Source organism: Sphingopyxis sp., assembly GCF_035998905.1.
In the GTDB taxonomy this organism is placed as follows: Bacteria; Pseudomonadota; Alphaproteobacteria; order Sphingomonadales; family Sphingomonadaceae; genus Sphingopyxis.
Genome location: NZ_DASYHG010000019.1, coordinates 159,134 through 171,235, shown reverse-complemented (window position 1 = coordinate 171,235; position 12,102 = coordinate 159,134). Strand labels below are relative to the sequence as shown.

Here is a 12,102-nt window from a genome sequence, read left to right as displayed (position 1 = left end):
TGCCAGCAAGCACGCCGCTGCGAAAGGCGTCAGATCGAGAAGCTGGAGCCGCAACCGCAGCCCGAGGCCGCATTGGGATTTTCGACCTTGAACGACGATCCGCCAAGCGAATCGACAAAATCGACGATGCAGCCGCGAACGAGGTCGATGCTGACCGGATCGACGACCAGCTTCACCCCGTCGGTTTCGGTGACGATATCATCGGCGTCGATGTTTTCGGCGAGGCCGAAACGATAGGTGAAGCCCGAACAGCCGCCGCCATCGACCGCGAGGCGGAGCGCGGCGTCGGTGTCGCCCTTGCGGGTCGCAATCCAGCGAACGCGCGCCGCGGCGGCGGGCGAGAGGGTGATATCGGAAAGCTGCGTGGCCATGAGTGCTAGATAGGAGCCTTGTTCCCAAATAAAAAGGGCGCCTCGACGGTGACCCGCCTGGCGCCCCTCCTCTCCGACCCAGGAAAGCTTTTTATTCGGGACCGCCCATCGCGACATTCTTGCCGGTGATCGCGGCGATCGCCATCTGGTCCGAACGGACGAACGGCATCGGATTGACCGGCGCGCCTTCGATGCGGACTTCATAATGGAGGTGGTTGCCGGTCGAACGGCCGGTCGAACCGACGTAACCGAGGACATCGCCCTTTTTGACCTGCTGGCCGGGGGTCACGATGTACGAGGACATGTGGCCGTAGCGCGTCTGGATCGCGTTGCCATGCTCGACTTCGACATAATTGCCATAGCCGCCGAGGCGCTGGGCGCGGCCGACGATGCCGTCGGCGGTTGCATAGATCGGGGTGCCGCGCGGCGCCGGAATGTCGATGCCATTGTGGCGGGCGACCTTGCCGGTGACCGGGTGGACGCGCATGCCGTACGACGACGACAGCGACATCTGGTCGATCGGGCGGCGCGAGGGGACGGCGACGCCAAGCGAGGCGGTCAGGCCGGTGTCGAGGCGCTTCCACGCCTGGAAAATTGCGCGGGCTTCGCTGTCTTCGCCGGTCGACGGAACGCCAGCGGTGAAGCTGTCGTCATCGGGTTCGTCGGGAACGACAATACCAGCGTCGGAGCTGGTTTCGGCAGCGTGGGCGGCCGGTGTGGCCAATCCGAAACATGCTGCCGCGCAGAGAATCGCGACTTGGTGCAACTTCTGCGCCAGAAGAGTGTTAATCAAAACGACGACCCCGCGTTTGCCATGTCGCCAAAGTCCGAAGAAAGGGCCTTGGCGCCGGTGTTTTCTAGGTTTGGATGATTGCTCATCCCCCGCGGAAGCCTGTGTGCTGTTCCAATCCTTACGAAGCAATAACAGCGTAGAATTCTTGCGTTAAACCGGCGTCGTGGCGCGCCGAGTCGTTGAACGGAGGCTTCAGCGAGCCCCGGAAGCGCGATTTTACGAGGCTCTGCCACGTTTCGACGACGTTGAATCCCCTTTCGTCGCACTTCCACCCGAACCAGGCTGTGCCGGCGCTCACATGCCGGATTTCGTCGTTGTAAATTCGCGATAAAATCTTCGCCGATGCCTCGTCGCCGGCCGCGTGGAAGCGTTCGACCGTTGACGGCGTGACGTCGAGCCCGCGCGCTTCGAGCACCATCGGCACGATCGCGAGGCGCGCCAGCGCGTCGTCGGCGGTGACCTCGGCCGCCTCCCACAGGCCGGCATGCGCGGGCAGTTCGCCGTAAAAGCTGCCGAGCTGGCGAAGGCGCCGGTCGAGCAGCGCGAAATGCATCGCCTCGTCGGCGGCGACCGCGATCCAGTCGTCGACGAAGGCGCGCGGAAATTCGCCGCCGAAACGCCCCACGAGATCGACAGCAAGGTCGATCGCGACGAACTCGATATGCGCGAGCGCGTGGAGCAGCGCGATGCGGCCGCGCGCCGATCCGCCCTTGCCGCGCTTGGGCATCGCATTCGGCGCGAGCAGTTCGGGCGCCGCGGGCCAGGCGGGCCGGTCGGGCATCGCCGTGTCGCAGCGATGGGCGAGGTCGCCGCGCCGCCACGCGCGCGCAAAACCGCGCGCGGCGCGGTGCTTGTCGTGCGGACCCGGTGTCAGCAGGACCGCGCGCGCGGCGTCACCCAATGTCTGCATTACAGGGCTTTCGCTGCCTCCAGCACCGCCTCGGCATGCCCCTTCACGCGCACCTTGCGCCATTCCTTGGCAAGCTTGCCGTCGGCACCGAAGAGAAAGGTCGAACGCTCGATCCCCATATAGGTCCGGCCGTAATTCTGCTTTTCGACCCAGGTGCCGAACGCTTCGCACACCGCGCCATCCTCGTCGGATGCGAGGCGGACGGTGAGGCCATATTTGTCGCGAAACTTGCAGAGCTTTGCGGGGGCATCGCGCGACACGGCGAGCACCTGCGCGTTCAGATGCGCAAATTCGGGCGCAAGGCGCGTGAAGTCCTGCGCCTCGGTCGTGCAACCCGGCGTATCGGCCTTGGGATAGAAATAGACGACCAGCGGCGCGCCCTTCATCGCGGCGAGGTCGATCGCCGCGCCATCGGCGTCGAGAAGTTTGACCGCGGGAATCGCGTCGCCGATCTGGGGGCCGCTCATTGTCCTGTCTCCTGCTGTGGGGGTGCGGCGGGCCGAATCGCGGCCCACCAGCTTGCGATCTCCTGCCGCGCCGCGTCATGCGCGGCAAGCAGTTGCGGCCAGCCGGGTTCGCCGCACGCCGCGGCGACGAGTTGCCGCGCCGCGGCGGTCGGCGGCTCGCCTTCGGGCGCGGTCAGCCGCAGCATCACGAGCATCCGCGCGAGCAAGCCGTGCGCGTCGCAAACCTCGGGCGGCGCCAGCTCCGCCGCCTTGAGGCACGCGAGCGCGGCGGCGATATTCGGATCGTGGCACTGGCCGCTTGCAAGCTGCGTCACCTGCATCGCGAATTCGAGGTCGACGAGCCCGCCCGGCCCGCCCTTGATATCGAGCGCGCCCTTCGCGGGTTTGTGCGCGGCGATCTTCGTGCGCATGTCGGCGGCATCGGCCGCCAGCTTCGCGGGATCGCGCGGAATCGCGAGCAGTTCGGCGATGATGCGCTGCACCTCGGCCTTCGCCGCGTCCGAACCATAGACCGGCCGCGCGCGCAGCAGCGCCATATGCTCCCACGTCCACGCCTCTTCGCGCTGATAGCGTTCAAAGCTGTCGAGCGTGACGACGAGCGGGCCTTGCGCGCCCTGCGGCCGGAGCCGCGTATCGACGTCATAGAGCTTGCCCGCCGCGGTCGGCACCGACATCGCCGCGGTCACGCGCTGCGCAAGGCGGTTGTAATAGGTCGTCGCGCCGAGCGGGCGCGGCCCGTCGGATTCGGCGAGATGGTCGCCGGTGAACAGGTAGATGAGATCGAGATCGGACGCATGGGTGAGCGCCCTGCCCCCCAGTCTCCCGAGTGCGAGCACGACGAGTTCGCTGTCGGGCACACGGCCGTGCGCCGCGACGAATTCGGCGACCGTCGCATCGGCGAGCACCTGCAGCGCCGCTTCGGCGAGTTCGGAATAACCGCACGCAATCGCCAGCGGATCGGTCGCCCCCGCAATCAGTTGCACGCCATAGGCAAAGCGCCGCTCGCCGACGCGGTCGCGCACGCGGTCGAGCAGCCGTTCATAGTCGAGCCCCGCAAGCCCCGGCGCCCATTCGGCAAGCAGCCCAGCCTTGTTCGCCGGCGCCTCGAATGCGCGCTTGTCGATCAACCCCTCGATCAGCTCGACGCGCGCACCCAGCGCCTCGGCGAGCGTCGGCGCGAGCGACAGGGTGCGCGTCGCGATTTTTGCGAGTTCGGGCTGCGCCGCGAGCAGGTGAAAAAAGTTGATCGCGCTCGGCAGGCCCCCGACCAGCTTGTCGAAGCGGAGCAGCGTCGCCTGCGGATCGGGCGCCGCGCCCAGCGCCTTGACCAGTTCGGGCAGCACCGTTTCGAGCGCCCCCTGTGCCGCCGGGCTGCGCAGCGCGCGCAGCTTGCCGCCGCGCCATTCGGCGATCGTGCGCAGCGCCGCATCCGGCGGGTCGAACCCCGCCGCCATCAATTGCGCTGCCAGTCCCGCCTCGTCGCGCGGCAAGCCCGTCGTCACCGCGCGCTCGGCAACGAGCCGGTCGTAACAGGCGCCGACGTCGGTCACGACGGGCGCCAGCGCCGCGAGCAGCGCCGCGCCGTCGGCTTCGCCGTCGAGCCGCGCGACGCAATCGAGCGCCGCCTCCTGCACGGGCAGGCTGTGCGTCTGCTGGTCCTCGATCATCTGCAACCGGTGCTCGATCCGGCGCAGCACCGCATAATGGTCCGACAGCCGGGCCGCGACTTCGGGCTCGACGCGCCCCGCCGCGGCGAGCGCGGCGAGCGCATCGACCGTTGCGGGAACGCGCAGCGACGGATCGCGCCCGCCATAGATGAGCTGGTGGACCTGCGCGAAAAACTCGATCTCGCGAATGCCGCCGCGCCCGCGCTTGAGGTCGAAGCCGGGACCGAAGGCCTGCCCCTGCGCGAAATGGTCGCGGATCCGGTCGCTCATCGCGCCGATTTCCTTGAGTTGCCGGAAGTCGAGGCTGCGGCGCCAGATGAAGGGCTGGATCGCGGCCAGGAAATCCTCGCCCAGCGCGCGGTCGCCCGCCGACGCGCGGCTGCGGATGAACGCCGCCTGCTCCCATGCGAGCGCTTCGGATTCATAATAGGAAATCGCCGCGCTTTCGGGGAGGACGATCGGCGTCACTTCGGGATGCGGACGCAAGCGCAGGTCGACGCGCAGCACATGCCCGTCGCCCGTCCGCGCGGACAGGATTTCGGTCATCCGCCTTGCGATGCGCACCGCCGCCTCGCCCGGATCGTCGCGCGAACGGCGCGGCAGCGTTTCGGGGTCGAAGATCAGGATCGGATCGATGTCGGACGAATAGTTGAGCTCATAGCTGCCGAGCTTGCCAAGCGCGATCACCGACAGCCCGCGCGGCGCCTCGTCCGGCACGCGTTCGGCAAAAGCCGCCGCGAGGGCGGCGTCGCACGCCCGGTCGGCAAAATCCGACAGCAACCGCGTCGTCGTCGCAACATCATGCTCGCCCGACAGGTCGCCGAGCGCAAGCAGCAGCGCCATCCGCCCGCGCCACTGGCGCAGCGTCCGCATGACATCGTCGTCGACCGCCGGCACGGCGACATCGGCCAGCGCCGCATCGGTCCCGTCGGTCAGGAAACGGTCGACGTCGGCCGGATTGAGCTCGGCCAGCCGCGCGAGGAACGGGGCATGTGCGGCAAGCCGGTCGAACGCCGACTGGCGGCGGGAAGCGTCCACGAGTGTCATCGCCTCGCCCTATCACCCGCGCCGCGGCGCGTGACAAGGGCGAGGGCCAGCCCGGCGCGCGATGTCAGGCCGGAATCGTCGATTCGTCGAAGAACAGAACCTGCGAAATCGCCGCGCGCAGCGTCGCGGGCTGGTACGGCTTGGTCAGCAGGAAGGCCGGTTCGGGGCGGTCGCCGGTGAGCAGCCGTTCGGGGAAGGCGGTGATGAAGATGACGGGCACCTGGAGGTCGGTCAGGATTTCCTGCACCGCCTCGATCCCCGAGCTGTTGTCGGCGAGCTGGATGTCGGCGAGCACGAGGCCCGGCTGGTGCTTCTGCGCCTCGTCGACCGCCTCGCGGTGCGTCGTGGCGACCCCGACGACATCGTGGCCGAGTTCGCGGACGATCATTTCGATGTCCATCGCGATGATCGGCTCATCCTCGATGATCAGGATGCGCGCGCGTGTCTGGCGGTCGATCTCGTCGGTCGCGTCGGCGATCAGCGCGCGCACCGTTTCGGCATCGCGGCCGATGATGCGGCCCGTGTCCTCGAAGCTGAAACCCTCGACCGCGGTCAGCAGCAGCGCCTGCCGCGCGAGCGACGGAATACGGCGCAGCCGCGCGTCGGCGATTGCGATCTCGGTCATCGTGCCGTCGTCCTTCGCGGCGGCCTGTTCGGCGATCAGCCCGAAATTGTCGTGGATCATGCGGTAGAGCTGGACACGCAAATCGGCGCCGATATCGACCGCGCCCGGATTCGCGACCAGCGTTTCGAGCAGCCGCGCGACCAGCGCATCGCCGCTCTGCTGGTTTCCGGAAATGGACCGGCCATAACGCCGCAGATAGGGAAGGTGCGGCGCAACCGACTGACCCAATGACATATTTTACCTTCTGAAAGCCGCAGAATCCGGGGCGAACGCGTCCGGAAAAGGGACAAATTCGCGCGCTTCCCCGCCCCGCATCCGATATATTTCGACCTAATGGAACGATTTAACCGCAAATTGGTTTCATGGGGAAGGAACAAACGCGCCATTGCGCTTTGGTGTATGCGCGGTTAGCAAAAGGCCCCATGTCCAGCGGATGCTTCGATAATGTCGTCTAAAACCGGTTCGCCGCGCGGCGAGACCCCCGGCAAGGACGCCGAGAAAAAACCTTCCGCCAAGGGGCAGGACGTCAACGGTGCCCTGCGCCGCGCCTATGAATCGACCGTCGACGAGACGATTCCCCAATCCCTGCTCGATTTGCTCAGCAAGCTCGACTGAGTCAGCGCTTGTAGCGCGCGTCGAAATCGCGCTGGAAAGCCGCGAAGGTCCCCGCCGCGATCGCATCGCGCATCCCCTGCATCAGATCCTGGTAGAAATGCAGGTTATGCTGCGTCATCAGCATCGCGCCGAGCATCTCGCCCGACCGCACGAGATGATGGAGATAGGCGCGCGACCAGGTCGTGCAGACGGGGCAAGCGCATGACGGATCGAGCGGCCCGCTATCCTCGGCATGTTTCGCATTGCGAATGTTGACCGGACCGTCCCAGGTGAACGCCTGCCCATTGCGCCCCGAGCGCGTCGGAAGCACGCAGTCGAACATGTCGACCCCGCGCGCGACCGCACCGACAAGATCGTCGGGCTTGCCGACCCCCATCAGGTAACGCGGCTTGTCGGCGGGAAGCTGCCCCGGCGCGAAATCGAGCACGCCGAACATCGCTTCCTGCCCCTCGCCGACCGCAAGCCCGCCGATCGCATAGCCGTCAAAACCGATGTCGGTGAGCGCCGCCGCCGAGCGTGCGCGCAGTGTCTCGTCGAGCGAGCCCTGCTGGATGCCGAACAGTGCCGACCGCGCGGCATGCTCGCCGCCCGCGTCGAAGCCCGCGCGGCTGCGCGCCGCCCAGCGCATCGACCGCTCCATGCTCGCCTCGGCGCGTTTGGCGTCGACGCCGTTGGGCGGGCATTCGTCGAACGCCATCACGATGTCGCTGCCGAGCAGGCGCTGGATTTCCATCGACCGTTCGGGGGTCAGCATGTGGCGCGAGCCGTCGAGGTGGCTCTTGAACGCGACGCCCTCTTCGCTCTGCTTGGTCAGCGCCGACAGGCTCATCACCTGGTAACCGCCGCTGTCGGTCAGGATCGGCCGGTCCCATCCCATGAAATTGTGAAGCCCGCCCAGCCGCGCCATGCGTTCGGCGGTCGGACGCAGCATCAGGTGATAGGTGTTGCCAAGGATGATGTCCGCGCCCGTCGCGCGCACTTCGGCAGGCCGCATCGCCTTCACCGTCGCCGCGGTGCCCACCGGCATGAAGGCGGGGGTCCGGATTTCGCCGCGCTGCATCCGGATCACGCCCGTGCGCGCGGCGCCGTCGGTCGCGGCGACATGAAAAGCGAATCTGTCGGTCATGGCGCGCGCCTATGGCGGCGCGCGGGCGAAAAGTCGAGGCCGGCCGGTCACGCCTTCGCGTGTTCGCTCGACGGCTCCTCTTCGGCTGCCTTCGCCTTTTCCTTCGGCTTTTCCTTTTCGAATATCTTGACCAGCTCGCGCTTCTTGGCATCCGACAGGCCCTTTTCCGCCTGCGGGAACATCTCTTCCTCCTCCTCGTCGATATGGTGGAGGTAGCGGTCCTTCATCGTCCGGAAGCGGGTGAGCCAGCCCGTCGAGGAAAAATCCATCTCGTAAAGTTCGGTCAGGAAATCCTCGATCTCCTTATGCTCGGCGACGCTGTGCTGCGCCTCGTCGCGCAGGTCCGGATTCGCGAGCATCGTCGCATAGAGCGACATTTCCTCCGACGCCGCGTGCGCGGTCACCTCGACGCGGAAGGTTTCGAACAGATAGCGGCGTTCGTCGCTGTCGCCCTGCGTCGCATCGATGCGGTCGAGGAGGTCGCGATGCCGGTCGTGATCGGCCTTCAGCCGCGCGAAAATCTTGGTCTCGGTCATGTCGGTCTCCGTCCATTGGCGGTCGAAGACTATACGGTTCAGCGCCCGCGGGGTTCCGGCGTCAGGCCGCGCGCCAGTCGGCGGTGGTCGTGAACGACGGCAGCGCGAGCGCGCTCGTCTGCTGCGCGGCCGCGGCGATCAGATAGGGCGAAACGCGGTGTCGCGTGCACAGCCCGCCATTGCCGTCGCTGACCATCGTCTGTTCGAATTCGACGCCCTGCTGGTGCTTCATCGACCGGCGGACGGTCGCGGTGACCAGCTGGCCCTCGCCGAAATCGATGACGAAGCGCGTGCCGACGGGGACGTCCAGCAGCCCCTCGATAAAGGCGCCGGTGGCCGACAGGTTGCGGATGACGACGCCATAGCGGTGATTGTCGTGGATCGCACCGACCTTGCGGAACAGCGAGAAACGATCGTTGCGCTGGCGCGCCGGCCCCGCGGGCTTGATCGTCCACGACCCGGCCTCGGCATGTTCGAGCAGCTCGGCCTGCGGCACCGCCTTGCTGTAGACATAGCCCTGGACGTGGCTGACGTTGAGCTTGCGGACGAGCTCAAGCTGGTCGAGCGATTCGATGCCTTCGGCGGTCGTCTCCATCTCCAGCGCCTCGGCGAGCGCGACGATCGCGGCGATGATCGCGCCGTTGCGCGACCCGGGGATCGTCGCATCGCGGACAAAGCTCTGGTCGATCTTGATCTTGTCGAACGGCGCCGATTGCAGATAGCCGAGCGACGAATAGCCGGTGCCGAAATCGTCGAGTGCGAGGCGCACGCCAAGCCCCTTCAAGGCCTTGAACATCCGGCTCGTCTCCGCCGAATCGGCGAGGAAGACGCTTTCGGTGATTTCGAGCTCGAGCCGGTCGGGCGCCAGCCCCGTCGCCGCGAGCGCGTTCGCGACGATCTTGGGCAGGTCGGGGTTCGCAAACTGGATCGGCGAGACGTTGACCGCGACGCGCATCTCGCCCGGCCAGCGCGCGGCATCCTCGCACGCCTTGCGCAGCACCCATTCGCCGAGCGGCCAGATCAGATTGGCTTCCTCGGCGATCGGGATGAACACGGCGGGCGATATCGCGCCGCGCTCGCGGTGGTTCCAGCGGACGAGCGCCTCGACCCCCGTCACCATGTCCGACCGCGAATGGACGACGGGCTGGTAACCGAGTTCGATTTCGCCGCGCGCCAGTGCGTCGCGCAGATCCTCTTCGAGCACGCGCCGGTCCTCTGCCGCCTGGTGCAGGTCGCTCGAATAAAAGGCGAAGCGGCCGCGGCCGTTGCCCTTTGCGGCGTAAAGCGCGAGGTCGGCGTTGCGTACAAGGTCGTCGCCGCTCAAACCGTCGAAGGGCGCGATGGCGACCCCGACCGACGCGCCGATAATGCAACGGCTGCCCTCGACCGAATAGGGCTGCGACAGGCTGGCGATAATCTCGGCCGCCATGTCGCCCAATTTGCCGCGATCCTCGATGTCCGGAAGGATGATCTGGAACTCGTCCCCGCCAAGGCGGCTGACCATCTCGCGGTCACCGACGATCTTGAGCAGGCGTTCGGCGACCTGCTTCAGCAACGCGTCGCCCGCAGGATGGCCGAGCGTGTCGTTGACCTGTTTGAAGCGGTCGAGGTCGAGCAGCATGATCGCGCACGACCGCTGCTGCTGCGCGAACACGGCGAGCGTCGCCTCAAGCTTCTTGGAAATATGGAATCGATTGGCGAGCCCGGTCAGCGAATCATAAAGCGCGAGGCGCGAGGCGTCCTCGGCCGAGCGGCGCTGCGCGGTGATGTCGGTACCGCTACCGCGATAGCCGGCGAATTTGCCGCCGCCGTCGAATTGCGGACAGCCCGAAATCGCCCACCAGCGATCGTCGCCCTCGAACGCGCTGCGCAGCGGCAGTTCGTCGAACCGCGACTGCCGGGTCAGCAGGAACGGGAGAGTGCGCTGGCGTTCGCCATGGCTGTCGGCAGGCAGGAACAGCTCGACGAGCGGCGTACCGAGCAATGCTCCGGTCGTCCGTCCCATCAATTGCGCCACCGAATCGGTGATATAGGTGAGCTGCCCCTTGGCATCGGTCGACCAGAACCACCCCTGGCCGCACTCTTCATAATTGCGGACGAGCAGGAGCGCATCGGCGGCTGCGAGCACCGGTTGCGGCTCGGCGCGCGGCGGCGCGAGGCGCACCCCGATCTTCCCGAAAAATCCACGTTCGGCGCCGCCCGGCACTCATGGTCCCCTATCATGGTCCGCGCGAGGCGCCGGATCACTCTGCTGCATTGTCGCGTTGGCCCCACCAACAGCGACGATTTGCCTGAAATGCCTTGCGAATCCGTAAATGCCCGGCGCGCTTACGGGCGCATCGACCCCGTTTCGATGAAGCGCTGGTGCCACGACAGCGCCTCGGTCAGCAGCGACGGCGCATGTTTGCCGTATGAGGACACGAGCGCGCGCGCATAATAATCCTCGAGCATCGGCCGGAAATCGGGATGCGCGCATTTCTCGATGATCAGCGCCGCGCGCTGCTTCGGCGCGAGTCCGCGCAGGTCGGCCAGCCCCTGCTCGGTCACCAGCACCTGCACATCCTGCGTGATGTGGTCGACATGGCTGACCTGCGGCACGATCGCCGAAATCGTCCCGCCCTTCGCGGTCGACGGCGTCATGAAGATCGACACGAAGGCGTTGCGCGCAAAATCGCCCGACCCGCCGATGCCGTTCTGGATGCGCGACCCCATGATGTGCGTCGAGTTGACGTTGCCATAGATGTCGGCCTCGATCAGCCCGTTCATCGCGATGCAGCCGAGGCGGCGGACGAGTTCGGGATGGTTGCTGATTTCCTGCGGGCGCAGGATCATCCGGTCGCGGTATCGCGCCATGTCGGCGTTCACCCGCAGCGCCGCCTCGGGCGACAGCGAAAAGGCGGTCGCCGACGCCATGCGCAGCTTTCCGGCGTCGATCAGGTCGAGCATCCCGTCCTGGATGACTTCGGTATAGGCGGTCATATTCTCGAACCGGCTGTCGACCAGCCCCGTCAGCACCGCGTTGGCGATATTCCCGACCCCCGACTGGATCGGCAGCAGCGACGCGGGCATCCGGCCCACCGCCACTTCGTGCGCGAAAAAGTCGAGCAGGTGTCCCGCGATCGCCCGCGCCGCGCCATCGGGCGGGGTAAAGGGCAGGTTGCGGTCGGGCATGTCGGTCACGACGATCGCGGCGATCTTGTCGAGGTCGCAGCGGAACAGCGGCTCGCCGATACGATCGTCGGGGCGCACGAGCGGGATCGGCACGCGGTCGGGCGGCAGCCGGGTGCCGTAATAAATGTCGTGCATCCCCTCGAGCGCCGGGTTCTGCCAGCTGTTCACCTCGAGGATGATCCGGTCGGCGCGGTCGATCCACGTCTTGTTGTTGCCGACCGACGAGGACGGGATCAGCCCGCCGTCGGCGGTGATCCCCGTGACCTCGATCACCGCGGTGTCGAGCGGCCCGAGGAACCCCTGCCACGCCATCGGCGCGACCTGGCTCAGGTGCATGTCGAAATAGTTCATCTCGCCGCGGTTGATCTTTTCGCGCGCGATGGGGTCGCTGTTGTACGGCAGGCGAAATTCGATCCCGTCGGCCTTGGCGAGCGCGCCGTCGAGTTCGGGGCCGGTCGAAGCGCCCGTCCACACGCGCACGCAAAACGGGTTGCCTGCCGCATGTTCGGCCTCGATCCGCGCGGCGAGCGCGATCGGCACCGCCTTCGGATAGCCCGAACCGGTAAAGCCGCTCATCCCCACCGTCGTTTCATGGCCGATCAGCGCAGCCGCGGCGTCGGCGCCCATGATCCGGCCGTGCAATTCGGGCGGAGCGATTCGGCTGTTCGTCATGGTGACGTCCCTTTCATGGCTGACGGCGTGCCACGCCGCGCGGGTGCCGGCCGACGGGCTCGGCGCTTCGACTATACCCGCCGCCGACCTGCCCCGGCAGCC

The 12,102-nt window shown here is 66.9% G+C and carries 11 protein-coding genes; 1 reads left to right on the top strand and 10 read right to left on the bottom strand.

From position 1 onward, the window contains the following. Positions 1–29: 29 nt before the first annotated feature. From erpA to VGN62_RS10685, 6 genes are all read right to left on the bottom strand, one after another. The gene (gene erpA, locus VGN62_RS10710; RefSeq protein WP_327453590.1) at positions 30–371 is read right to left on the bottom strand and encodes an iron-sulfur cluster insertion protein ErpA; all 342 of its coding nucleotides are present in this window, start codon (positions 369–371) and stop codon (positions 30–32) included. Between the two features lie 91 nt (positions 372–462). Further along, complete coding sequence (locus tag VGN62_RS10705; protein ID WP_327453588.1) at positions 463–1,095, bottom strand: M23 family metallopeptidase; 633 nt, start codon at positions 1,093–1,095, stop codon at positions 463–465. A 187-nt stretch (positions 1,096–1,282) separates the two neighbouring features. Next, complete coding sequence (locus VGN62_RS10700; RefSeq protein ID WP_327453586.1) at positions 1,283–2,074, bottom strand: ferritin-like domain-containing protein; 792 nt, start codon at positions 2,072–2,074, stop codon at positions 1,283–1,285. Next, positions 2,074–2,541 (bottom strand): peroxiredoxin, encoded by a 468-nt coding sequence (locus VGN62_RS10695; protein ID WP_327453584.1) that lies wholly within the window; start codon positions 2,539–2,541, stop codon positions 2,074–2,076. Before VGN62_RS10695 ends, VGN62_RS10700 begins: the two co-directional genes overlap by 1 nt. Next, positions 2,538–5,255: a bifunctional [glutamine synthetase] adenylyltransferase/[glutamine synthetase]-adenylyl-L-tyrosine phosphorylase gene (locus VGN62_RS10690; RefSeq protein ID WP_327453582.1), complete on the bottom strand. Its 2,718-nt coding sequence runs from the start codon at positions 5,253–5,255 to the stop codon at positions 2,538–2,540. Before VGN62_RS10690 ends, VGN62_RS10695 begins: the two co-directional genes overlap by 4 nt. A gap of 64 nt (positions 5,256–5,319) precedes the next feature. After that, positions 5,320–6,114, bottom strand: a complete 795-nt coding sequence (locus VGN62_RS10685; RefSeq protein WP_327453580.1) for a response regulator — start codon at positions 6,112–6,114, stop codon at positions 5,320–5,322. 210 nt (positions 6,115–6,324) lie between these two features. On the opposite strand from VGN62_RS10685, the gene VGN62_RS10680 reads away from it, so the two are divergent. Then, the gene (locus VGN62_RS10680; RefSeq protein WP_327453578.1) at positions 6,325–6,495 is read left to right on the top strand and encodes a NepR family anti-sigma factor; all 171 of its coding nucleotides are present in this window, start codon (positions 6,325–6,327) and stop codon (positions 6,493–6,495) included. A gap of 1 nt (position 6,496) precedes the next feature. Here the strand turns inward: VGN62_RS10680 and tgt are convergent, their stop codons facing one another. The 4 genes from tgt to VGN62_RS10660 all read right to left on the bottom strand — a co-directional run bounded on the left by tgt (position 6,497) and on the right by VGN62_RS10660 (position 12,000). Then, a complete protein-coding gene (tgt, locus tag VGN62_RS10675) occupies positions 6,497–7,621 on the bottom strand; it encodes a tRNA guanosine(34) transglycosylase Tgt (protein ID WP_327453576.1) in 1,125 nt (374 codons plus the stop codon). Between the two features lie 47 nt (positions 7,622–7,668). Beyond that, on the bottom strand, positions 7,669–8,157 hold the full coding sequence (locus tag VGN62_RS10670; protein WP_327453574.1) for a hemerythrin domain-containing protein: 489 nt from the start codon (positions 8,155–8,157) through the stop codon (positions 7,669–7,671). Positions 8,158–8,218: 61 nt separating this feature from the next. Continuing rightward, a complete protein-coding gene (locus VGN62_RS10665; RefSeq protein WP_327453572.1) occupies positions 8,219–10,363 on the bottom strand; it encodes an EAL domain-containing protein in 2,145 nt (714 codons plus the stop codon). 122 nt (positions 10,364–10,485) lie between these two features. Then, complete coding sequence (locus tag VGN62_RS10660; protein ID WP_327453570.1) at positions 10,486–12,000, bottom strand: acetyl-CoA hydrolase/transferase family protein; 1,515 nt, start codon at positions 11,998–12,000, stop codon at positions 10,486–10,488. Positions 12,001–12,102 lie beyond the last annotated feature (102 nt).